Source organism: Lysinibacillus sp. GW247-5R2A, assembly GCF_059424475.1.
In genome coordinates this window covers 1-23,276 of record NZ_JBWKZL010000019.1, presented here as the reverse complement: position 1 = coordinate 23,276, position 23,276 = coordinate 1, and the positions used below count along the sequence as shown (strand labels likewise).

At 39.6% G+C, this 23,276-nt stretch carries 20 protein-coding genes, 1 rRNA gene and 1 riboswitch; of the genes, 1 reads left to right on the top strand and 20 read right to left on the bottom strand.

The features are described from left to right. Positions 1-32 precede the first annotated feature (32 nt). From ligA to AC07YC_RS21610, 6 genes are all read right to left on the bottom strand, one after another. On the bottom strand, positions 33-2,036 hold the full coding sequence (gene ligA / locus AC07YC_RS21635; protein ID WP_494920405.1) for an NAD-dependent DNA ligase LigA: 2,004 nt from the start codon (positions 2,034-2,036) through the stop codon (positions 33-35). A gap of 14 nt (positions 2,037-2,050) precedes the next feature. Continuing rightward, positions 2,051-4,300, bottom strand: coding sequence for a DNA helicase PcrA (pcrA, locus tag AC07YC_RS21630; RefSeq protein WP_494920404.1), 2,250 nt, complete (start codon positions 4,298-4,300; stop codon positions 2,051-2,053). A gap of 32 nt (positions 4,301-4,332) precedes the next feature. After that, positions 4,333-5,022, bottom strand: a complete 690-nt coding sequence (pcrB, locus tag AC07YC_RS21625) for a heptaprenylglyceryl phosphate synthase (protein ID WP_494920403.1) — start codon at positions 5,020-5,022, stop codon at positions 4,333-4,335. A 113-nt stretch (positions 5,023-5,135) separates the two neighbouring features. Then, on the bottom strand, positions 5,136-5,453 hold the full coding sequence (locus AC07YC_RS21620) for a YerC/YecD family TrpR-related protein (protein WP_008173656.1): 318 nt from the start codon (positions 5,451-5,453) through the stop codon (positions 5,136-5,138). Positions 5,454-5,468: 15 nt separating this feature from the next. Beyond that, positions 5,469-6,524, bottom strand: a complete 1,056-nt coding sequence (locus AC07YC_RS21615) for a DUF3048 domain-containing protein (RefSeq protein WP_036225569.1) — start codon at positions 6,522-6,524, stop codon at positions 5,469-5,471. Positions 6,525-6,582: 58 nt separating this feature from the next. Beyond that, the gene (locus AC07YC_RS21610; protein ID WP_336637017.1) at positions 6,583-8,304 is read right to left on the bottom strand and encodes an adenine deaminase C-terminal domain-containing protein; all 1,722 of its coding nucleotides are present in this window, start codon (positions 8,302-8,304) and stop codon (positions 6,583-6,585) included. A 199-nt stretch (positions 8,305-8,503) separates the two neighbouring features. On the opposite strand from AC07YC_RS21610, the gene AC07YC_RS21605 reads away from it, so the two are divergent. Beyond that, positions 8,504-8,929, top strand: coding sequence for a YgaP-like transmembrane domain (locus AC07YC_RS21605; RefSeq protein ID WP_025115764.1), 426 nt, complete (start codon positions 8,504-8,506; stop codon positions 8,927-8,929). Positions 8,930-9,042: 113 nt separating this feature from the next. Here the strand turns inward: AC07YC_RS21605 and purD are convergent, their stop codons facing one another. From purD to rrf, 14 genes are all read right to left on the bottom strand, one after another. Beyond that, positions 9,043-10,299 carry a phosphoribosylamine--glycine ligase gene (gene purD / locus AC07YC_RS21600; protein WP_494920402.1) on the bottom strand — a complete coding sequence of 419 codons (1,257 nt, stop codon included), beginning with the start codon at positions 10,297-10,299 and terminating at the stop codon, positions 9,043-9,045. 73 nt (positions 10,300-10,372) lie between these two features. Then, positions 10,373-11,899 (bottom strand): bifunctional phosphoribosylaminoimidazolecarboxamide formyltransferase/IMP cyclohydrolase, encoded by a 1,527-nt coding sequence (gene purH / locus AC07YC_RS21595; protein ID WP_336637015.1) that lies wholly within the window; start codon positions 11,897-11,899, stop codon positions 10,373-10,375. A gap of 107 nt (positions 11,900-12,006) precedes the next feature. Then, on the bottom strand, positions 12,007-12,576 hold the full coding sequence (purN, locus tag AC07YC_RS21590) for a phosphoribosylglycinamide formyltransferase (RefSeq protein ID WP_494920401.1): 570 nt from the start codon (positions 12,574-12,576) through the stop codon (positions 12,007-12,009). Beyond that, a complete protein-coding gene (gene purM, locus AC07YC_RS21585) occupies positions 12,576-13,631 on the bottom strand; it encodes a phosphoribosylformylglycinamidine cyclo-ligase (RefSeq protein WP_494920400.1) in 1,056 nt (351 codons plus the stop codon). The genes purN and purM overlap by 1 nt, the downstream gene beginning before the upstream one ends. A 92-nt stretch (positions 13,632-13,723) precedes the next feature. Beyond that, positions 13,724-15,148 carry an amidophosphoribosyltransferase gene (gene purF / locus AC07YC_RS21580; protein WP_336637012.1) on the bottom strand — a complete coding sequence of 475 codons (1,425 nt, stop codon included), beginning with the start codon at positions 15,146-15,148 and terminating at the stop codon, positions 13,724-13,726. After that, positions 15,124-17,358, bottom strand: coding sequence for a phosphoribosylformylglycinamidine synthase subunit PurL (gene purL, locus AC07YC_RS21575; RefSeq protein WP_494920399.1), 2,235 nt, complete (start codon positions 17,356-17,358; stop codon positions 15,124-15,126). Before purL ends, purF begins: the two co-directional genes overlap by 25 nt. Beyond that, positions 17,345-18,028 carry a phosphoribosylformylglycinamidine synthase subunit PurQ gene (gene purQ / locus AC07YC_RS21570; RefSeq protein WP_336637010.1) on the bottom strand — a complete coding sequence of 228 codons (684 nt, stop codon included), beginning with the start codon at positions 18,026-18,028 and terminating at the stop codon, positions 17,345-17,347. Before purQ ends, purL begins: the two co-directional genes overlap by 14 nt. A 2-nt stretch (positions 18,029-18,030) precedes the next feature. Beyond that, on the bottom strand, positions 18,031-18,279 hold the full coding sequence (gene purS, locus AC07YC_RS21565; protein ID WP_008173668.1) for a phosphoribosylformylglycinamidine synthase subunit PurS: 249 nt from the start codon (positions 18,277-18,279) through the stop codon (positions 18,031-18,033). Between the two features lie 2 nt (positions 18,280-18,281). After that, positions 18,282-18,992 (bottom strand): phosphoribosylaminoimidazolesuccinocarboxamide synthase, encoded by a 711-nt coding sequence (purC, locus tag AC07YC_RS21560; RefSeq protein WP_336637009.1) that lies wholly within the window; start codon positions 18,990-18,992, stop codon positions 18,282-18,284. A gap of 123 nt (positions 18,993-19,115) precedes the next feature. After that, positions 19,116-20,411, bottom strand: coding sequence for an adenylosuccinate lyase (purB, locus tag AC07YC_RS21555; RefSeq protein WP_008173672.1), 1,296 nt, complete (start codon positions 20,409-20,411; stop codon positions 19,116-19,118). Between the two features lie 13 nt (positions 20,412-20,424). Next, on the bottom strand, positions 20,425-21,549 hold the full coding sequence (gene purK, locus AC07YC_RS21550; RefSeq protein WP_494920398.1) for a 5-(carboxyamino)imidazole ribonucleotide synthase: 1,125 nt from the start codon (positions 21,547-21,549) through the stop codon (positions 20,425-20,427). Next, positions 21,546-22,034, bottom strand: coding sequence for a 5-(carboxyamino)imidazole ribonucleotide mutase (gene purE, locus AC07YC_RS21545; RefSeq protein WP_008173674.1), 489 nt, complete (start codon positions 22,032-22,034; stop codon positions 21,546-21,548). Before purE ends, purK begins: the two co-directional genes overlap by 4 nt. A 205-nt stretch (positions 22,035-22,239) precedes the next feature. Further along, positions 22,240-22,338, bottom strand: a riboswitch (purine riboswitch). A gap of 93 nt (positions 22,339-22,431) precedes the next feature. Beyond that, positions 22,432-22,626 (bottom strand): NETI motif-containing protein, encoded by a 195-nt coding sequence (locus AC07YC_RS21540; protein ID WP_494920397.1) that lies wholly within the window; start codon positions 22,624-22,626, stop codon positions 22,432-22,434. Between the two features lie 574 nt (positions 22,627-23,200). Then, a 5S ribosomal RNA gene (gene rrf, locus AC07YC_RS21535) occupies positions 23,201-23,276 on the bottom strand; the annotation flags it as partial.

The following is a 23,276-nucleotide window of genomic DNA, read 5'->3' as shown; positions in this document are numbered from 1 at the left end:
ACCTTTCTTGAGGTATGTCATCAGTGTATTTATTAGATGAGGTTAAGTTGTTCAATTAAGTTTTCTTCATTCCAAACTTCAATACCTAATTGCTCAGCCTTTGCTAGCTTAGAGCCTGCATCCTCGCCTGCGATAACAAGGTCTGTTTTTTTGCTGACACTGCCTGTGACAGTCCCACCTAACTCTTCTATTTTCGCCTTTGCTTCGTTACGTGTCAATTGCTCAAGTTTACCAGTTAAAACAATTGTTTTTCCTGCAAAAGGACTATCGCCTACCACTACTTCGACTTTTTTTCCTTTAAAGGTCATATTCACGCCCACCTCGGCAAGACGTTCAATGACTGCACGTGCGTCATCATTTGAGAAATATTCAACTAAAGAAGATGCCATTTTATCGCCAATCTCATAAATAGCCACAAGTTGTTCCTCTGTTGCTGCCATGACCGCTTCCATCGAACCAAATTGCTCTGATACGATTTTTGCAGCCTTTTCTCCAACATGACGAATTCCTAGACCAATCAATAAACGCTCCATCGAGTTTTCCTTCGAGGCTTGAATCGCATTGACTAAATTGGTGGCGGATTTTTCGCCCATCCGTTCTAGTTCAACTAATTGCTCTATTGTTAAATGATATAAGTCAGAAACATCATGTATTAAGTCTGCACGTAATAACTGCTCAACTACTTTATCTCCAAGGCCATCAATATTCATAGCATTACGAGATACAAAATATTTAATGCTTTCTGCAATTTGAGCAAAGCATGCAGGATTTACACAGCGTAAAGCAACTTCACCCTCAATACGAATCAATTCACTATCACATACCGGACAATTTTGGGGCATCTCAAACGGCACAGAGTTTTCAGGACGCTGCTCGATTAGCACACCGACCACTTGTGGAATAATATCACCAGCTTTTCGAATAATGACCGTATCCCCGAGGCGTATATCTTTCTCCCGAATAAGATCTTCATTGTGTAATGAAGCTCGTTGCACTGTTGTCCCCGCTACTTGAACAGGCGTTAAAATAGCTGTTGGTGTGACAACCCCTGTACGCCCTACTGTTAAATCAATATCTAGTAATGTCGTGACAACTTCCTCTGCTGGGAATTTATAAGCAATAGCCCAGCGTGGACTTTTGGCCGTATAGCCTAGCTCATCCTGCTGAGCATAGCGATCGACTTTTATTACGATCCCATCAATTTCATAGGCTAAATGTGGACGGTTTTCTGTCCAATGCTCAATAAAGGCCATTACTTCTTCGATTGTAGAGCAACGCTGACGCTCTTTATTGGAAGGGAAACCTAGATCCTCTAAATAATCAAGCATTTCTGCATGTCCGTCGATACTATAAACCTCACCATCACCACCAATGGCATAGATGAAAGTTGATAGCTGGCGACTTGCTGCAATTTTAGGGTCTAACTGCCTCAAAGAGCCTGCAGCAGCATTACGTGGATTAGCAAATAGTTCTTCACCATTGTCAGCACGTTGGGCATTTAATTTTTCAAATGATTTTTTTGGCATGTACGCTTCACCGCGTACTTCTATTGTAATCGGCTCTTTTAAACGGAGAGGTATGGCATAAATGGTCTTTAAATTGGCTGTAATTTCTTCCCCAACAACACCATCTCCTCTTGTTGCCCCTTGGACAAACACGCCATTTTCATATTTTAACGAAATGGCAAGACCATCTATTTTCAGCTCACATACATAAGAGAAATGATCCCCAATAGCCTGTCGAACCTTACGATCAAATTCTTGTAAATCTGCTTCGTTAAAAGCGTTTGATAGACTTAGCATCGGGTAATCATGTGTCACCTTTTTAAAGCCTTCTACAACTGTTCCTCCAACACGCTGAGTAGGTGAATCGGGAAAAATAAGTGATGGATTGGCCTCTTCTAAGGCAATCAATTCATGCAATAATTGATCATAAACACTGTCAGCAACGACCGGTTTATCTAGTACATAATAGGCATAACCATATTCATGTAATAATTTATTCAACTCCGCTATTCGCTGTTCTATTTCGTTCATTTACGTTCCTCCGCTTACGCTTTTTCAATCGGTGCAAATTGTGCCAGTAATCGCTTAATACCAATTGGTTGTGGAAATGCAATATCAAGCTCAGTACTATCACCTTCGCCTTTTACACTTACAACCATACCTGTGCCCCACTTTTTATGGACGGCTTTATCTCCAGCCTTCCAGCCAAATTGATCCCCGCCTGTTGATTGTAAGCGAGCTGTGGCAGGCTGAGTTTGTTGAACGGACCCAAGTGTACGTTTTTGATAACCTGTTGAACGATTGCTAGTAGCAAACGGTACATTCGCTTTAGCACCAGCTTTGGAAATAGACTCGGTAATATCTTCAGAAATCTCACTTAAAAATCGGGAAGCATTATTAAAGCTGGAACGGCCAAAAATTGTACGGCTTTGTGCACATGTTAAAAATAAACGTTCCTCTGCACGCGTCACCCCAACATACATAAGGCGGCGTTCCTCTTCCATTTCATCTTGATCATCAAGGGAGCGTGAATGAGGGAAAATGTTTTCTTCCATACCGATAATAAAAACAATAGGAAACTCCAAGCCCTTAGCAGCATGCATCGTCATTAAAATAATATTTCCCTTGGATGCATCCTCTTTATCAAGAGCATCGATATCAGCTATTAATGCTAAATCCGTTAAAAACGCTATGAGACTTTTATCATCACTGCGCTCCTCAAATGCTTTTGTGACAGATAAAAATTCTTCAATATTCTCTAAACGACTTTCAGCCTCTATCGTCTTTTCATTTTGTAGCATTGTACGGTAGCCAGATTTATCAATGACTTGCTCAACTAGTTCAGTGACCGATAAATATTCTTGCATTTCTGTAAAACCTTTAATCATTGCATAAAATTGTTCTGCTGAATTCGCTGCTTTCCCAGACAGACCCATGAAAATGAGATCATTCATAGCATCAAAAATGGAGCGATCCTGCTCAATAGCATAGCGGGCCATTTTCTCAAAAGATGTGGCACCAATACTACGCTTTGGTTCATTAATAATACGTGCAAGTGATAAATCATCGTCATTATTAGCAATTAGGCGCAAATAAGCAAGTAAGTCTTTAATTTCTTTTCGATCATAGAACTTTGTCCCGCCAACAATTTGATAAACCATATTGGATTTAACTAGTACTTCCTCCATCACACGAGACTGAGCATTCGTACGATATAATATGGCAAAATCATCAAATGTACGATTTTCCTTTTCCATCAACTGTTGGATGGTTTGTACAACAAATTGTGCTTCTTCCTGCTCATTATAAGCTTTGTATAACGCAATTTTTTCACCCTCTGCATTTTCTGTGCGCAGTTCTTTTGGATAACGTGTTGTATTATTTTGAATGACGTCATTTGCTGCTTGTAGGATGCGTTTAGATGAACGATAGTTTTGTTCAAGCATAATCACCTTAGCATTCGGATAATCCTTTTCAAAGGAAAGGATATTACCAATATCTGCACCGCGCCAGCGATATATAGATTGGTCAGAATCCCCTACAACACAAATATTTTTAAATTTTTTAGCTAATAATTGCACAAGTAAATATTGGGATTTATTGGTATCCTGATATTCATCTACATGAATATATTGAAATTTATTTTGATAGTATTCCAGCACTTCTGGTACGCGCTTGAACAACGTTATGGTTGTCATAATTAAATCATCAAAATCGAGGGATTGGTTGCGACGTAATCTTTTTTCATAGCCTTTATAAACACGTGCAACGGTTTGTTCATAAGGGTTTTTATCATTCATTTGACCCTCGTAATCATCTGCTGTAATGCACTCGTTTTTGGCTGCACTAATAGCATTTAAAATTGCTCGTGGCTCAAACCGCTTCGGATCAATATTCTCATCCTTCATTACATTTTTAATCACCGAAAGTTGATCCGTAGAATCTAGAATGGAAAAATTACGAGATATGCCTAGTTGATCGATATTGCGACGTAAAATTCTTACACACATGGAGTGGAAAGTTGATACCCACATACTATCGCCAGTCCCATTGCCTAGAATACCGTCAATACGCTCTCGCATTTCTCGAGCAGCTTTATTAGTAAATGTAATGGCTAAAACTTTGGATGGATATACTTCCTTTTCTATGATTAAGTAAGCAATACGATGTGTTAATACTCGTGTTTTTCCTGATCCAGCACCAGCCATGATCAGTAGTGGTCCCTCAGTGGTTTTGACTGCTCTCTCTTGTTCAGGATTCATCCCTGCTAGTAAATTTTTTGTTAACTGTTCCATTTCGCACCGCCTTACAAACATTTGTTCTAAAATTATAACGTATTTTTAACAGCCTTAACAGTCGCAAGTGCCACTTTTAAATCATCATAAATAATATTTCCAACTACAACCGTATCTGCGAACAGGGCCATTTCCTCTGCCTGCTTGGCTGATGTAATTCCCCCACCATAAAATAGCTTAGTATGCTTCAATTCATTTTTCACAGCACGTACTACCTCTGGATTCCCGTAAATTCCACTGTACTCTAAATAAAATACGGGAAGTTTAAAGAAATTTTCCGCCATACGTGCATAGGCTACGATATCGTCAATTGATAAATTAGTTGTAGCACCTGTTACTTGTGCCACTTTACAATCAGGATTTAAAATACAATAACCTTCTGCAACTAATTCATCCCACACCATGATATCTCCAAATTCTTTAATTGCTGCATGATGCAAATTTTTAATCCATTTTGGATCATCGCTATTTAAGACCGTCGGAATGAAGTAATAGTCATAGCCCGGTGTAATCGCATCAATCGTGGAAATTTCTAAAGCTATCGGGACTTCGAACCTTCTAACACGAACAAGTAAATCTAGTACCCCATCCAATGTCACATTATCTGTGCCACCGACTAAAATAACATCAGTTCCAGACTCACAAATTTTTTCTAAGTCTTCATCTGAAATGTCCTTTGCAGGATCTAACTTGAACACATGTCTCCATTCTAAATAATCCATTTATTTTACCACCTATCGTTTTCTATCTATTCGTTTACAAGTATAGCTTATGATGGACGACAAAAAAATGAAAAAGACTGAGTAGAACTTCTACCCAGTCTCATTTTCAACTATTATTTTGGTGCTTGAAACGGTTTTTCATCAGGATACAAACGACCTAGCATTTCATCATATGTATCGTTTCCATAATCAAAGCAACGACGAACACGTGAAATCGTTGCAGTACTTGCACCCGTTTCCTTTTTAATGGATTCATAGGTTTTCTTTAAACGCAATAAATGTGCAACCTCAAAGCGTTGTGCCAACGATTGAATTTCACTAATCGTACATAAATCATCAAAAAACTTATAGCATTCTTCGATGTCTTTCAGCTCTAACACTGCTTTAAATAATTGATCTGTTTGATGCCCTCGAATTTTTTCGATTTGCATGCAATTTTCCTCCCTTTAAGGCTGCGTTTTCACCATTGCTTGTAACCCTGGTGAAGATGGTACAAAATGGACCCAAGACTTTCCTGGTACTAGCTTGACAGGCTCCCCTGATTGCTCCACAGCCGTTGGTATTCCATTCACATTAGCCCATTTGACTTCCCTCAAATAGCCATTTTGAAATACATACGCATTTCCACCAGAAGTTAAATCAATTGTTTGGCGACCAATATCATCCACTATTTGGTGATCCATTTCAAAAAATAGAACATTTGCCAATGATAATGCTTCGCCGGTTAACATATCTTTTGTGTCCACGCCAGCCGATTGTCGTTCATAGTGATTACTTTGATGATCATACACATACGAATTGTGGAAATCTTCATTATTTCCGTAGTAAATGTCAACTTGACTTGTTTCAATGCCTATTTTACCACGTTCATCGGGTTCATAAAAAGCCTGAAGTACTTTTTCACTGTAATTCATTGAAGCGCCTACCATTTCAGCACCCTTTAGTATCTTTTCTGATGTAATATATGAATTGTGTGGTGCAATTCGTTCGCTTGAACGTTTAAAAAGAATACCATCATAAGCCATTCCATTGATATTATCGACTACTCGATTATCGAGCATCGTTTTCGCCTCTGGACTATAGCCATGAGCTACATAAAAGGCATCGAAACCTTTTGCCATATCGATAAAATAGGAGCGTGCACTACGAACAGGTCCTATATTTTCAGGCAGCTCGCTTTGATACACTGCTAAAAAGCGAGTCACATTACCTTCTGCCAGCATCTCATAAATGATATCAGCTGCAGCTAACCCTGATTGCGGGCGTGCGGCTGGATGATTATTAATCGTCACGATAATAGGCCGCTGAGTTATTTCTTCTTGCACTGCTTCACCTGTAAGTGGTGCTACGAATGCTGGTTGCTGCACATGGTCATCAACTACGGTTTCTTCCTGTGCTACAGTCTCATCTTCTTCTTTGACCTTTGGAGTATCCTTCGAGCATCCTCCGATCACTAAAGCGCTAAATGCCATAGCCATTAATAACTTCCTTGATTTGAACACAAGCATTACTCTCCTTTGAACATTTACATATGAAAGTAACTGTTTACACTTTCATACATTAGCGCATAACAGCAGGTAATAATAACTTATTCTTCATTACATCGAAAATCCCTTTTGGTGTGATACGAATATATGGTAAATGAGTGGACTGTAAAAATAATAATGTGTAAATAGCATCCCCTAATTGATACCCACGATCTGCTAAAGCTTGCTTTAAAGCTTTTTCTTTCTCTGTTAGCGTTAATACATCCCCATCATATAAAAGCCCGCCAATGGATAATGGTATATCTGCAATGACTTCCCCTTTTTCTACAAGGACAATGCCACCATTCATGGCCTTCATTTCTTCAAACGCTTTGATCATATCTTCTTTATTTTTTCCGATTAATAAAATATCGCCTGTGTTTGAGTAGGACGAAGCAAAGCCTTGAACACCTGTTGCAAACCCTTTAATCATTGTATTTACATGCCAGTGACCTTGTCGGTTTATTAACATTAAATAGCACTCATCGTGATTAGCCAGTTGCCCTTCTCTAGTAATTAATGAATTATAGGGTTTTGTAATGACATCATTCACAAGCTCAATTCCAAAAGGCATTGAAAACTGGAAATCTTGTGAGTCTAAGGAAAAATCTAAATTGAATGCAGGAATAGCAGAATAATCGATGGCTGCCAGACTATGCACACGTTCTCCATCACGTTTTAGCCAAACACCTTTTGATAGGACACTTTCTGGTACAGGATGATATTCATCTTGTAAAATATTAAGTGAGGCAAAGCGACCTGTCGCGATAAAACCATGTAAATTGGACATATTATAATAGCGTGCTACATTATACGAAGCCATTTGGTAGGCATCAATTGGAGAAACTCCTGCATCTAAGGCTACTTGAATACACTTATCCATCACTCCATCTTCATGGAACGAAGGTGGTGAACCATCTGTTGTCATCATTAAATGATCAAAAATTGGAAGCTCTTTTTCTACGATTCCTTTTAATAGATGCGGTAAATCTGGTCGAATGGATGAATGACGTAATGTAACCGCATAGCCTTGCATGATACGACGTTCCACCTCTTCCACTGTCATCGCTTCATGATCGCCATCTGCACCAAGAAGTTTCATACGAGCTAAAGTTCTCTCGGAGGCTCCAGGGAAATGACCTTCGATTTTTTTACATAGTCCCTTTGCCATTTGCATGCGATACAGCATTTGATCGTCCCCATGTAACAGCTTAGGCCAGCCTGTCAACTCTCCGCCAAGCAAAACATCACTTCGCTCTAACCATTCTAATATAGATGTGTTAGAGAATACCTCTTCCTCCTGCTCCAATTCGGTTTGCGAATCAAAGCGAGTCCACCAATAAAAAGAAAACGGTAACTTTTTCAAATGATCTAAAATTGAAAACGCTTTCTTATTTTCTAAATTTAAAACAAAACTTAAATTATCGGAAATAAAAGTCGTTGTCCCTAGCTGACCACAAAAATCTGCAAAGGATTGTGGATGATACAGCTGAAAAGGATGTACATGTGGCTCAATATAGCCTGGTACAATTGTTTTTCCTGTACAATCCACTACTTCTGTTCCTTCTATTAAAGGAGGCATTCTGTCACCAGCATAGACAATGCGGTCCCCTAAAATCCAAATGTTTCCTACTACCCACTGTTTCAGCATACTATGCAAATACCTTGCATTTTTCAACACAATATCAGGTGCCTTTTTTCCATCAATTACCGCTAATTGCTGACGTATTTTTGTTATTTTCCATACTGGATCCATGCTATTCGCTCCTTCCTAAAATTACGTAATTTTTCATTGTGTAAAACCAATTTGGAATCACATACTACTATTGCATATCGCATACTTTCATAAAATTTATGCTTTATGCAATCATCTTGTTTCAATCGTAACACAGCACTTTCATAAAGCAAAGTGCACCTCGCCTATTTTTTCCACAATGACTAAAGGAGGAAGTATTATGATGCAGCAAGCAAATTTAAGCGAAAAAAATGCATTTTGTCGTTTTGCCATGGGTACAAGTTTGACAGCATTTGGTATCGCTAAAGTTTCAAGAAATCCTAATTGTACAAAAGGTCGATTGATGATTGCATTAGGAGCCATGAAAATGGCAGAAGGACTCTTTAAATATTGTCCAACCAAGGCTCTCATGAGCACTAATATGCAAAATGCCATGAATACCTCTATGCAAAGTATGTTCAGTGGGCAAAATTCTATGTCCTCTGAGCAAATCGATAAGCTCATGAAGGATTTCTCTTCTGCAATAGCTGGCAATTCTTCAGGTTCACAAGCTACTGCTTCAAAGCAATCTGATACCAGCGCTTCAACCCAAAATTCCTCAACAAGGAGCAATTCTACATCGAATAATGCTCAAAACCCTTCTTAGTCAAAGGAGCCGTCCCAATCTAATTTGGAGACGGCTCTTACCTCTTACGTTTGAAACTTTAAGAGGTTTCATCAGAGGAGTAAAAATATTTTAAATTTTAGTGAAAATAATGATTATTTGAATGTACGCCAGCCAATATCTTGGCGGAAGAAAAAGTGCTCCCATGTTTCTTTAGCAATGCCAGCATAGACTTTTTGCTGTGCTTCCTGTAAAGTAGGCGCTTTAGCCCCAACTAACAGGACACGACCACCATTCCCAACAAATTGTCCATCTACTAATTTTGTACCTGCATGGAATACAGCATATGACTTAGATAGTTCCTCTAAATTCGGTAATGCTTTGCCTTTTTCAACATCTCCTGGATATCCTTCAGCTGCAATAACAACACCTAGCATAGCATCTTCCGACCATTGCAAATCAAATCGCTGCTCGTTCATTAACGCCATCATAAATGCACCAAAGTCGGAAACCATTCGAGGTAATACTACTTGTGTTTCTGGATCACCAAAACGTGCATTAAACTCAATAACCTGAGGGCCCTTCTTCGTTAAAATTAAGCCTGCATATAAAATACCTGTAAAGGAAGCGCCATCCGCCTCCATCCCTTTAACAGTTGGCTCAACAATCGTTTGGTAGGCGATATCTACAACTTCTTGTGAGATTTGTGGTACTGGTGAGTAAGCACCCATCCCACCTGTATTTGGTCCTTTATCACCGTCATACGCACGTTTATGGTCCTGTGCAATCACCATAGGATAAATTTGTCCTTTATGCACAAAGGACATAAAGGAGAATTCTTCCCCGTCTAAAAATTCTTCGATGACAACGCGAGAAGAGGATTCACCAAAGCGTTGATTGCCAATCATATCTTGTACAGCTTCAATAGCTTCTTTTTCTGTCATCGCCACAACAACACCCTTACCAGCTGCTAAGCCATCCGCTTTAATAACAATGGGTGCGCCTTGTTCTTTAATATAAGCAATAGCTTGTTCTGCCTCAGTAAATGTTTTATGGGCTGCTGTTGGTATATTGTATTTATTCATCACTTCTTTTGCATACGACTTACTACTTTCTATCTGAGCTGCCGTCTTTGTCGGACCAAAAATACGTAATCCACGAGCTGTGAAGAAATCGACAATGCCTTCAGCTAGTGGTTGTTCTGGGCCGACAAATGTTAAAGCAATATCATTTTCCTTGGCAAATTGGGCAAGTCCTGCAAAATCCATTGTGTCAATATTAACAACCTCTACCTCGCCTCGCATTCCGTCATTTCCAGGTGCTACATATACTTGGTTAACGGATGGAGAAATGCTAAATTGTCTAGCGATTGCATGCTCACGACCACCACTTCCGATTACTAATACATTCATTTTAGAGAATCCTCCTCTTTGTGAGTAAGACCGAGATGAACCCACATCTCGGTCTGTTTTATGTCATTATTAATTAATGTTTAAAATGGCGTACGCCTGTAAATACCATAGTAATACCGTATTTATTCGCTTTATCGATTGAATCTTGATCTTTAATAGATCCACCTGGCTGAATAATAGCTGTAATACCAGCTGCAGCTGCAGCCTCAACAGTATCACTCATTGGGAAGAATGCATCAGATGCCAATGCAGCACCTTTTGCTTTTTCACCAGCTTGCTCAAAGGCAATTTTCGCAGCACCAACGCGGTTCATTTGACCAGCGCCTACACCAAGTGTCATTTGAGAATCCGTTACAACGATCGCGTTTGATTTAACATGCTTAACAACAGACCAACCAAGTTGCAATGCTTCCCATTCCTGTTTTGTTGGTTCACGATCTGTTACTACCTTTATATCTGCATTGGCAAAACCAAAGCGATCTGGTTCCTGTACAAGAAGACCACCCTCTACAGATACTACATTAAATTGATCTTGCTTCGCTTGCTCGAACGGAATTGTTAATAAGCGAATATTTTTCTTTTTCGTTAAAATATCGAGTGCTTCTTGTGAGAAAGCAGGAGCAATAATAATTTCTAGGAAAATATGACTTAGTTTCTCAGCAGTTGCTGCATCCACTTCCATATTAAGAGCAATAATTCCACCAAAAATAGATGTTGGATCTGCTTCATACGCTTTATCAAATGCTTCCTCTAGTGTGACACCAGTTCCAACTCCACAAGGATTCATATGCTTTACAGCCACTGCAGCTGGCATTTCAAACTCTTTCACGATTTGCAAAGCTGCATTCCCATCTTGAATATTGTTATAGGATAACTCTTTACCATGTAGCTGTGTTGCATAAGCTAATGAGAAATCAGAGCCTAGACGTTTTTGGTAAAATGCCGCCTTTTGGTGCGGATTTTCACCATAGCGTAAGTTCTGCTTTAATTCATACGTCATTGTTAAGCTCTCTGGGAACTCTTCTTCTGTCAAATAGTTCGAGATATACGAATCATAGGCGGCTGTGTGACGGAAAACTTTTGCAGCCAATTTACGACGTGTCTCAATTGTTGTAGCACCACCAGCTTTTAGTTCCTCTAATACTGTTGCATAGTCATTGCTGTCTACGATGACTGTTACATATTGATGGTTTTTTGCAGCGGATCGTAACATTGTAGGGCCACCGATATCAATGTTTTCAATTGCATCATCCCATGTTACATTAGGCTTTGAAATTGTTTCAACGAAAGGATAAAGATTGACACAAACAATTTCTATTGGCTCAATTCCGTGCTCATTCATTTGTGCCTGATGAGAATCATCATCAAATTTCCCTAATAAACCACCGTGAATCATTGGATTTAATGTTTTAACACGGCCATCTAAAATTTCAGGAAACTTCGTTACTTCATCTACTGCTGTTACAGCTACTGCATTGTCCTGTAGCATTTTTTTAGTACCGCCAGTTGATAAAATTTCATAACCTAATGCTACTAATTCCTTTGCAAATTCTAAAATACCATCTTTATTGGAAACACTGATTAATGCACGTTTTGTCACGACAATATCCTCCTAATTTTTATCGTGCTCTTGCACGAACTGACTTGCTGTCAAAGATTCATAGAGTTAGGTGTTGAGTAAGGTTCTCGACCTAACTCCTCCTTCAGCTATTGTAATAATTGCTGTAAAGCCTTTGTATATAATAAATGCTCTTGCTTATGAATAGCCGCTTCTGTTGCCTCTCGATTTCCTTCTATAACAGGTACAGCAGCCTGTGCGATAATTGGACCAGTATCCATTCCTTCATCAACAAAATGCACCGTTACACCCGTTATTTTCACCCCATGATTCAATGCTTGTCCGATAGCATCCTTCCCAGGAAAGGCTGGTAATAAGGAAGGATGAATATTAACAATTCTTTGTGGAAAGGCCGCTAATAATACATCACTGATTAAACGCATATATCCTGCAAGCACAATCCATTTCACATCGCACTCATGTAGAGCATCGACAATGGCTGTCTCATAAGCGGCTTTCGAGGCAAAATCTTTCGGGTTCAAGGCTAACACTGGAATTTCAAAGTGTTCAGCACGTGTCACTACATATGCACCGGGCTTATCTGTCACTACTAGCTCAACCTTTGCATGCAGTTCTCCATGTTCAATAGCCTCTTGAATGGCTTGAAAATTACTACCGCTTCCTGATGCGAACACGGCAATTTTTGTTGGTGCAGTCATTACACTAAACTCCCATCATGTGTTCCATTAAACACTACTCCGTTGCCTTTAATGACACGACCGATTGTATAAGCCTTTTCACCATTTGCTTCTACTGCTGCCATAACATTATCAGCTTCTGCTGCTGGAACAGCTATAACAAAGCCGATCCCCATATTAAACACATTATATAAATCCTTATCCTCTAACTGACCTTTATCCTTTAGGAATTCAAAGATACGTAATACAGGCCATGAACCTAAGTCAATTTCTGTAGCTAATCCTTCAGGCATCATACGTGGTAAATTTTCATAGAAACCTCCACCAGTAACGTGGGCACAACCGTGAACATCTGCTGCTTTTAATGCCGCTAATACAGGCTTAGCATAGAGCTTTGTTGGCACTAATAGCGCCTCGCCAATTGGTCCTAAATCTTCATAGTTATCTACAATGGCATCCACCGCATATTGATGATCTGCAAAGACAATTTTACGCACTAAAGAATAACCGTTAGAATGCACACCACTCGAAGCAATACCAATAAGTACATCGCCCTCGACAATTTTTTCTCCTGTCACAATGGCAGACTTTTCACAAGCCCCCACTGCAAAGCCAGCTAAATCATATTCATCTTCTTCATATAGACCTGGCATTTCTGCTGTTTCGCCACCAATTAGAGCTGCACCTGATTGCACACAGCCATCCGCAACCCCTTTAACAATTTGCTCAATTTTTGCAGGCTCTGCTTTTCCAAGTGCTACGTAATCTAAAAAGTATAACGGCTCCGCTCCTTGTGCAACGATATCATTCACACACATTGCTACACAATCCACACCAATAGTATCGTGCTTGTCTACCATGAATGCTAGCTTTAGCTTTGTCCCTACACCATCAGTTCCTGAAATTAGAACAGGTTCTTTTAGATTTAGTTCTGACAAGTCAAACATTCCACCAAAGCCACCAAACGTTCCCATGACACCTAGTCGGTTCGTACGTTCAACATGAGATTTCATTCGTTTTACAGCTTCATAGCCCGCTTCAATATTTACACCTGCTTGTTCATATGCCTTTGACACGCAGAGTTCCTCCTTATCATCTAAATCGCCTACGAGTATCCTAGAACTTTTTATAATCTTCTAGAAGACACTAATTCATTGCGATGTATTTCTTAACGTAATAGTTCCTTTTCATGTGGTAAGATGGTATCCGGGAAAATCTCTGTTGGATATTTACCTGTAAAGCATGCAAGGCATAGCCCACGGTTTTCATCTTCATATGGACGTGCAATGGTCTCAACCATACCTTCAACAGAAAGGAAAGTCAGAGAATCTGCACCAATTACTTCACGAATTTCATCCACTTTATGACTAGATGCAATAAGTTCCTCATGTGTTGACGTATCAATGCCATAATAACAAGGATTTGTCATAGGTGGGGATGAAATGACCACGTGAACCTCTGCTGCACCAGCGTCTTTTAACATTTTGACAATTCGACGTGAGGTTGTTCCACGTACAATAGAATCGTCCACCATCACTACGCGTTTACCTTTAACAACTTGAACAACTGGTGAAAGCTTCATTTTCACACCACGTTCGCGTAATTCCTGTGTCGGTTGAATAAAAGTACGCCCTACATAACGGTTTTTAATCAGACCAAGTTCATAAGGAATACCACTTTCTTCTGCAAAACCGATGGCAGCTGAAATACTAGAATCTGGTACCCCAGTTACAACATCAGCCTCGATATGTGCACATTCACGAGCAAGCTGTTTCCCCATACGTTTACGTGCCATATGGACATTAATACCATCAATATCCGAATCAGGACGTGCTAGATAAACATATTCCATCGCACACATAGAACGCTTTTCCATATTAGCAAAGCGGTCTGACTTAACGCCCTCATCGTTAATAATCAATAATTCACCTGGTTCTACAGAACGAACGAATTCTGCTCCTATTAAATCAAATGCACAAGTTTCAGAAGCTACTACCCAGCCTTCTCCTAACTTTCCAAGAGAGAGCGGGCGTAAACCATGTGGATCACGTGCAACAAGCATTTCATCCTTTGTCATAATTAAGCAAGAATACGCACCCTTTAATAATGAAAGGGCATTTTTCACCTTAGCGCGAAATGGTGAATGCGAACTTTTCTTAATAAGATGCGCCAGCACTTCTGTATCAGAGCTAGAATGAAAAATACTACCTTGTCGCTCTAAATACTGTTTCAGATGTGTCGCATTGACTAAGTTACCGTTATGGGCAATGGAAAGGCTACCAGTTGAGGAATGGAATAATAATGGCTGAACATTTTCAATACCGCCACCACCAGCAGTTGTATAACGAACATGGGCAATTGCTGCTTTGCCGTTCACTGCCTTTAATTTATCTTCGTTGAAAACATCATTAACTAGTCCTTCGCCTTTCACCGCGCGGAGGTGCTGACCATCAGAAACGACGATACCTGCGCCTTCTTGACCACGGTGTTGAAGAGCATGAAGCCCGTAATAACTAAGGTGTGCTGGATTTGGGTTACCCCAAATGCCAAACACCCCACATTCTTCGTTTAAGCCTCTGAGTTCAGCAAGCATGGGATTGCTCCTTTCCAATTAGAACGGAATTCCTCCACTGTACCTTCTATAAGCACACCTTTGTCCCCGTTGATTTTAACAAGTGCATCGTTTGTTACGACACCAATTTTATGAGCATCTTTGATGATTTCGACAAATGCAGCTGCATGTTCTTCTTTAACTGTGACAACAAAACGTGATTGACTTTCACTGAATAACGCAGTTGTAGCAGACCCCGTTAATGCAACGTCAACACCAAGTCCATTTGCACTGAATGTTTTTTCTGCAATAGCCACTGCAAGTCCACCTTCAGCTACATCATGTGCAGACTGCACAAGACCAGCTTTTATGGCTTTTAATAAAGCCTGCTGACGTGCTGCTTCCATCTCTAGATCGATAGCAGGTGCTTTCCCAGATATAACGCCATTATTTAATAATTTTTGAAGCTCTGAACCACCGAACTCAGTCGTTGTTTCACCAATGACAAATACGATATCTCCTGCGGCTTTTACTTCCTGTGTTGTAACATGTGCTAAGTCTTCAATTAGACCTACCATACCAATTGTTGGTGTTGGATAAACGGCTTCACCTGAACGCTCATTATAAAGCGATACGTTACCACCAATTACTGGTGCATTCAATGCTGTACATGCAGCCGAAATACCATCAGCAGATTTTTCAATTTGCCAGAAGATTTCTGGCTTCTCTGGATTACCAAAGTTTAAGCAGTCTGTAATTGCAAGTGGTGTACCACCAGAAGCAACAATATTACGAGCTGCTTCAGCCACTGCAATAGCGCCGCCTACCTCAGGATCTAAATAAATATAGCGAGAGTTACAGTCTGTTGTCATGGCTAAACCTTTATTTGTACCACGTACACGAATAACAGCAGCATCTGATCCTGGTTTAACAACAGTTGACGTACGAACCTGATAATCGTACTGATCGTAAACCCATTCTTTCGAAGCAATTGTCGGTGCTTTTAATAATGCATTTAATGTTTCTTTATAATCCGTAACAACTGGCTCTTTATTTTCAATTGCTTGGAACTGAGCATAGTAAGCAGGTTCAGCAGATGGTTTATGGTAAACTGGTGCATCCTCAGCTAACGCATCAGCAGGTACTTCTGCCACTACTTGTCCATTGTGTAAAAGACGAAGCATTTTATCATCTGTTACACGGCCAATTGCTACCGCATCTAAATCATATTTATCAAAAATCGCCTTAATTTCATCTTCGCGACCCTTTTTCACGACTAACAGCATACGTTCTTGAGATTCAGATAGCATCATTTCGTATGCTGTCATACCTGTCTCACGTTGAGGTACTAAATCTAAATTCATTTCTACACCAGAACCAGCCTTTGAAGCCATTTCTGCTGAAGAAGAAGTAAGTCCCGCTGCGCCCATATCTTGAATCCCAACTAAAGCATCAGATTTTACAACTTCTAAACATGCTTCAAGTAAAAGTTTCTCCATGAATGGGTCCCCTACTTGTACTGCTGGACGTTGATTTTCTGATTCCTCTGTTAATTCTTCTGAGGCAAATGTCGCACCATGAATTCCATCTCGTCCTGTTTTCGCACCCACGTACATAACTGTATTTCCAACGCCTGCTGCAATACCACGTTGAATATCTTTATGATCAATTAAGCCTACACACATCGCATTAACAAGTGGATTACCTTCATAGCAAGGATCAAATTGAATTTCGCCACCTACTGTAGGGATACCAATACAGTTACCATATCCAGCGATTCCAGCGACAACTTCTTCAAATAGATATTTACCGCGTGCTGATTTTAATTCACCAAAGCGTAATGAGTTCAGCATGGCGATAGGACGTGCCCCCATAGAGAAAACATCACGGATAATACCGCCCACACCAGTGGCAGCCCCTTGATATGGCTCAATTGCAGATGGGTGGTTATGAGACTCCATTTTAAACACTACGGCTTGCTCGTCCCCGATATCAACAATACCTGCACCTTCACCAGGTCCTTGTAAAACTTGTGGCCCCTTTGTAGGGAATTTACGTAATACCGGCTTTGAATTTTTGTATGAGCAGTGCTCAGACCACATTACTGAGAAAAGACCTGTCTCTGTCCAATTAGGTAGACGTTCTAAAATACCTTCTACCAATGCAAATTCTTCGTCTGACATCCCCATACCAGCGTATAGCTTTTCATCTTTAATTTGCTGTGCTGTTGGCTCAAACTTAGTTGTTGACATGATTTTCCCTCCACTGCTTCACAATTGATTTAAATACTGCTAAACCGTCTGCGCCACCCACCAGTGCATCAACAGCTCGTTCTGGGTGAGGCATCATCCCTAATACATTGCCGCGCTCGTTTATAATCCCTGCGATATCTTCTAAAGAACCGTTTGGATTGTCGCCTGAGTATGTGAATACGATTTGATTATTATCTTTTAGTGATTGTAAAGTCTCCTCATCACAGTAGTAATTCCCTTCACCATGTGCGATTGGGATATGAATAATTTGACCTTGCTCGTATTGGTTTGTGAATAATGTATTGTTGTTCTCCACTTTTAGCTGTACTGTACGGCACATAAACTTCAAGTTTTTATTGCGTAATAAAGCACCTGGCAACAGCCCTGCTTCTGTTAGAATTTGGAATCCATTGCATATACCTAGTACAGGTTTACCAGCGTCTGCTGCTTTCTTAACTTCTGCCATAATGTTTGATTGATTAGCCATTGCCCCACAACGAAGGTAATCTCCATATGAAAATCCTCCAGGTACTAATACGCCATCAAAGCCACTTAGATCTGTTGCTGTATGCCATACATATTCTACTTCTTCACCTAGCTCGTCTTTAATCGCATGATACATATCGATATCACAGTTTGACCCAGGGAATACGAGTACTGCGAATTTCATGATTAGTTAGCCTCCTCGACTTCATAACGGTAGTCCTCAATTACAACGTTCGTTAAAACCTTTTCACACATTTCTTTTACTAGAGTATCAATGTCACGCTCTGAATCTTTAATTGATAGTTCAAGATATTTACCGATACGTAAATCCTCTACTTCACCGTAGCCCATTTTAGCTAAAGAACCTTGTACTGCAGAGCCTTGTGGATCAAGAATGCTCTCACGTAATGTTACATAGATTTTTACTTTTTTCATTGTTATTTGCCTCCGAGTCTAGAAAGTATAATAGTATAAACTTCAGTTAAATTACCAAGGTCTCTACGAAAAACATCTTTGTCTAACTTTTGCTTCGTTGTTGCATCCCAAAGTCGACATGTATCTGGTGAAATTTCATCTGCCAATAATACATGGCCATCTGCATCACGGCCAAACTCTAATTTAAAATCAATTAGTGTCACATTGACATCAGCAAAGATTGGCTGTAGAACTTTGTTAATAGCTAGTGCCTTTTCGTAAATAGCCGATACTTCAGCAGACGTTGCCAGCTCCAGAACATCTATATGCTCAGTTGTGATGAATGGATCACCTAACTCATCGTCTTTATAGTAAAACTCAACGATTGGTCGTTTTAAAGGTGTGCCCTCTTCAAGACCAATACGTTTTGCTAAACTTCCTGCAACTATATTACGAACGACTACTTCAATCGGAATAATCTCTACTTTTCTTACAAGTTGTTGCGTATCAGATAATTGTTTTACGAAATGTGACGCAATTCCGTTTCCTTGTAATTTTTCGAAAATTAATGAAGTAATGCGATTATTTAAAATGCCCTTACCTTCTATTTCCTCTTTCTTTTCACCATTGAATGCAGTCGCACTATCTTTGTACTCAACAAGCAGCACATTCGGCTCCTCCGTTGTATACAATTTTTTTGCTTTACCTTCATACAAAAGTTGACCTTTAGTCATTCGTTTTTCCCCCTGATATTATGAGATACGCTTTTATGAATGATCAGAATCGAACCGTGTTCTCCACGGTTCAATTCTGAAGCATTTACTGGTGGCTCTAACATTTATTTGGCGAAATAAATATTAGTTAAGTCCTAGACGTTCAAAAATCATATCCACATGCTGTAAGTGGTAGTTGTAATCAAAGCACTCATCCAGCTCTTCTTTTGTTAAATAAGAAGTGATTTTCTCACTTGCATCGACTAATGTGCGGAACTGTACCTGCTCGTCCCATGCTTGCATAGCTAAGGGCTGTACAGTATCATACGCTTCCTCACGTACTAATCCTTTATCAATTAATGCTAACAAAATGCGCTGAGAGTAAATAAGACCATATGTGCGAGTCATATTACGTTTCATGTTTTCAGGGAATACTGTTAAGTTTTTCACTATATTACCGAAGCGACTTAACATATAGTTAAGAGTAATTGTTGCATCCGGTAAAATAACGCGTTCTGCAGAAGAATGAGAAATATCACGTTCATGCCATAAAGCGACATTTTCATAAGCTGTCACCATGTATCCACGCATTAAACGAGACATTCCAACCATGTTTTCAGAACCGATTGGATTACGTTTATGTGGCATTGCTGATGATCCCTTTTGACCTTTTGCAAAAGCTTCTTCCACTTCACGCGTTTCAGATTTCTGTAAACCGCGAATTTCTGTTGCAAATTTTTCAATGGAAGTAGCAATTAAAGCTAATGCTCCTAAATATTGCGCATGACGATCACGCTGTAAAGTTTGTGTTGAAATTGGTGATGCAGCCAGACCTAGCTGATCACAAACATATTGCTCAACGCGAGGATCGATATTGGCATATGTTCCAACAGCGCCAGACATTTTCCCTGTTTCAATTACTTTAGCGGCTGCTTCAAAACGTTCCAGGTTACGCTTCATTTCCTCATACCATAAACCAAGCTTTAAACCGAAAGTTGTTGGCTCTGCATGGACACCATGTGTGCGGCCCATCATCACTGTATGTTTATGTTCTTTTGCCTTAGCAGCAATAATATCAATGAAATTCACGATATCTTTACGTAAAATATCATTTGCTTGTTTGATTAAATAAGAAAGTGCTGTGTCAACTACGTCTGTAGAAGTTAGTCCATAATGTACCCATTTACGTTCCTCACCAAGTGTTTCCGAAACGGCACGTGTAAAGGCTACTACGTCATGACGAGTTTCTTGTTCAATTTCTAAAATACGGTTCACATCAAATGAAGCATTTTCACGAATTTTAGCAACATCCTCTTTCGGAATATCACCTATCTCTGCCCAAGCCTCACAAGCTAGGATTTCTACTTCTAGCCAAGCTTGATATTTATTTTGTTCTGTCCATATTGCGCCCATTTCGGGTCTTGTGTAACGTTCAATCATTGCGTATCTCCTTCTATTCTGACCAAATGCCAGAACTCTCGATTTGTTGTAATGTTTCTTCTAAGTTTTTTGTCATAATCGTTACATGGCCCATCTTACGGTTGACCTTAGCTTCAGCTTTCCCATAAAGATGGATAGACCATTCAGGATATTTAGCAATGGAGTTACTCAATGGCACGACATGCTGCCCTAATACATTGATCATAATGGATGGTGCCCAAAGTTCTGGCTTACGTAATGGCCAACCACAAACAGCTCGTATGTGCTGATGGAATTGTGAAACATTACACGCCTCTATTGAATAGTGACCTGAATTATGAGGTCTTGGTGCTAATTCATTAATAACAATGCCACCATCTTCTAGCACGAACATTTCTACCGCTAACGTTCCTACTAAATGTAAGTAATCAGAAATTTTTAAAGCTTCTCGTTCCGCAGCCTGAGCTGTGCTTTCTGTTATGCGAGCAGGCACAATTGTTTCATGCAGAATATGATGAACATGAATGTTCTCTCCAACTGGCTGACAATACGACTCACCACTACCATTTCTTTGAACAATGACCGATACCTCTTTTACGAAGGGTACGAATCCTTCTGCAATACATGAAGAATGCGTGAAGAGTTCTTTCGCTAATGGAAGATCTTCAGTTGATTTTAATAGCTGCTGTCCCTTGCCATCATAACCACCTCTTGCTGTTTTGACTATACAAGGATAACCAATCGAATCAATATTGGCTACTAATTCTTCATAAGTTTTTGCAACAATATATGGTGCTACTGGGCAACCAGCTTTCACAATAGCTTCTTTTTCGGTTATACGGTTTTGTGTAATGCGTACCAACTCGGCCCCCTGAGGAACATAAGCCATTTGTGATAAACGTTTTAAGCCTTCATAATCAATATTTTCAAATTCATATGTGATAACATCACTGACTTCTGCAAGTTCTTCTAAAGCAGATTCATCATCATATGGAGCTACAATACGAACATCTGCTACTTGCCCACAAGGTGAGTCCATTGCTGGTTCAAGTACAGCAATTTTAAAACCAGACTCCTTTGCAGCAAGAGCCATCATTCGACCAAGCTGTCCCCCACCTATAATACCTATCGTTTGTCCAGGATAAATAATTTTTATCACACTAAGTCACCTGTGCTTTCTAATACTTGCTGCTTTGTAGCTTCACGTCGAGCATCTAATGCTTCAGCAAGTTCTGCATCTGTCGTTGACAAAATTTGAGCAGCTAGTAAACCAGCGTTTGTTGCTCCCGCTTTCCCAATAGCTACAGTTGCTACAGGTACACCACCAGGCATTTGAACGATGGATAACAGTGAATCAAGCCCATTCAGCGCACGTGATTGAACTGGTACACCGATTACAGGTAAAGTTGTTTTAGCTGCTACCATTCCAGGTAAATGTGCAGCTCCACCTGCCCCAGCTATAATTACTTGTATTCCCCGTTTGCGTGCTGTTTCGGCATATTCAAACATTAAATCTGGTGTTCGATGTGCAGATACAACCTTCTTTTCGTACGGCACTTGTAATTCATCTAAAATATCACATGCATGTTTCATTGTTTCCCAGTCACTTGAACTACCCATAATGACACCGATTTTCGGATTCATAAATTGTCGCTCCTTTTAAACGATAGAAAAATGATCAATTATTGTGCAAGCCTCTACATAAATAGCTCTGCAATTTTTACCTTTTTACAAAGAAAATCCTCAAATAAACTACTCTCTACCGTTACGCGTGAAAGCAGCTTACTTGAGGACTTATTAGGGCAAGAATTTGTCAATGTACAAACCGTACATTGACCTTCTCATAAAAGCCAAAAGTGCTTTCCCGCATAGTCCAGCATTTACGGTGCCGGGTAGAGACACTAGAGCCAATCCTCTAGCATATATGTGGGATTTATTTGTTTTTCCTTATCACATTTTAACAAGGGATCGTATTATCGTCAATGCAAAAATGCGAACATTTTTTATAAGCTCAAAAAAAATGTTCGGTTTTTAGTCAAATTCACTCCATATCTTGAGTAGGTATAGCTTTAAATTGAATTTTTTGACGTAATAACGAGGGTTCACCATCGACTAAGTGAAAAAGGGGCTCTTCTTTTCGACCAATAGCCATGTACCCATCGTGTCGCATTCTTTCTAAACATTCTTCTATGGACTCGTTTTCTTGTACTTCATACCAAATTTGCTTCTTTCCCAACTGTTTCTCCCTTTCAATACATAATTTATTTCCTAGCACTTGTTCCTTCATTATACCTTGAGATGCCTTAGGAAGTATGTAAGAACAAATTAATTGTTTAGTAAATATAAAAAACTGCGGATCGATATCCGCAGTTTGGATTACTGTTCAGCTAAATCCCATACAAGACTTTTACATAGATGCCTAGAAATAGTAGCGATAAAAATGAATGTAGGACAAGAATGAAACGATACTCTCCTTTAATACCTAAAAGGGCACTAACAATACCTATTCCATCTATTATAAATAGCATTAACATGCTGACATCATTAAGGAATTTAAAAAACGCCCATACCATTTCGTAGAATCATAACCAAACAGTAAGAGTGTGAGGAGTAGGCAAAAAATCGAAAGAGACAAAAAAATAGTATGCCTCATTTTCATTCCTCCGTTATTCTGTTCAAGTATAAGTAGGATAGAAATGCTATCTATGTTAGGTATCTTTTCATCTGTATAAATTTAATAGGCAGTGTACCACGATTTTTTTAGTTGATAAAATAAAAAAGCCATGGAAGATATCCATGACTTCATAAGTGCCTAGCGACGTCCTACTCTCACAGGGGGAAGCCCCCAACTACCATCGGCGCTAAAGAGCTTAACTTCCGTGTTCG

Bases quoted from the DNA above. Each gene is read 5' to 3' on its own strand.
- AC07YC_RS21620 (WP_008173656.1), bottom strand. From the start codon at position 5,453: ATGCAAATCGAAAAAATTCGAGGGCATCAAACAGATCAATTATTTAAA.
- purN (WP_494920401.1), bottom strand. From the start codon at position 12,576: ATGACTGCACCAACAAAAATTGCCGTGTTCGCATCAGGAAGCGGTAGT.
- purQ (WP_336637010.1), bottom strand. From the start codon at position 18,028: ATGAAATTCGCAGTACTCGTATTCCCTGGGTCAAACTGTGATATCGAT.
- purL (WP_494920399.1), bottom strand. From the start codon at position 17,358: ATGTCAACAACTAAGTTTGAGCCAACAGCACAGCAAATTAAAGATGAA.
- purE (WP_008173674.1), bottom strand. From the start codon at position 22,034: ATGAATCCGAAAATCGGTGTCATTATGGGTAGTTCAAGTGACTGGGAA.
- pcrB (WP_494920403.1), bottom strand. From the start codon at position 5,022: ATGGATTATTTAGAATGGAGACATGTGTTCAAGTTAGATCCTGCAAAG.
- AC07YC_RS21610 (WP_336637017.1), bottom strand. From the start codon at position 8,304: ATGGATCCAGTATGGAAAATAACAAAAATACGTCAGCAATTAGCGGTA.
- purS (WP_008173668.1), bottom strand. From the start codon at position 18,279: ATGAAAAAAGTAAAAATCTATGTAACATTACGTGAGAGCATTCTTGAT.
- pcrA (WP_494920404.1), bottom strand. From the start codon at position 4,300: ATGGAACAGTTAACAAAAAATTTACTAGCAGGGATGAATCCTGAACAA.
- ligA (WP_494920405.1), bottom strand. From the start codon at position 2,036: ATGAACGAAATAGAACAGCGAATAGCGGAGTTGAATAAATTATTACAT.
- purB (WP_008173672.1), bottom strand. From the start codon at position 20,411: ATGATTGAACGTTACACAAGACCCGAAATGGGCGCAATATGGACAGAA.
- purD (WP_494920402.1), bottom strand. From the start codon at position 10,299: ATGAATGTATTAGTAATCGGAAGTGGTGGTCGTGAGCATGCAATCGCT.
- purC (WP_336637009.1), bottom strand. From the start codon at position 18,992: ATGACTAAAGGTCAACTTTTGTATGAAGGTAAAGCAAAAAAATTGTAT.
- purF (WP_336637012.1), bottom strand. From the start codon at position 15,148: ATGCTTGCTGAACTCAGAGGCTTAAACGAAGAATGTGGGGTGTTTGGC.
- AC07YC_RS21605 (WP_025115764.1), top strand. From the start codon at position 8,504: ATGATGCAGCAAGCAAATTTAAGCGAAAAAAATGCATTTTGTCGTTTT.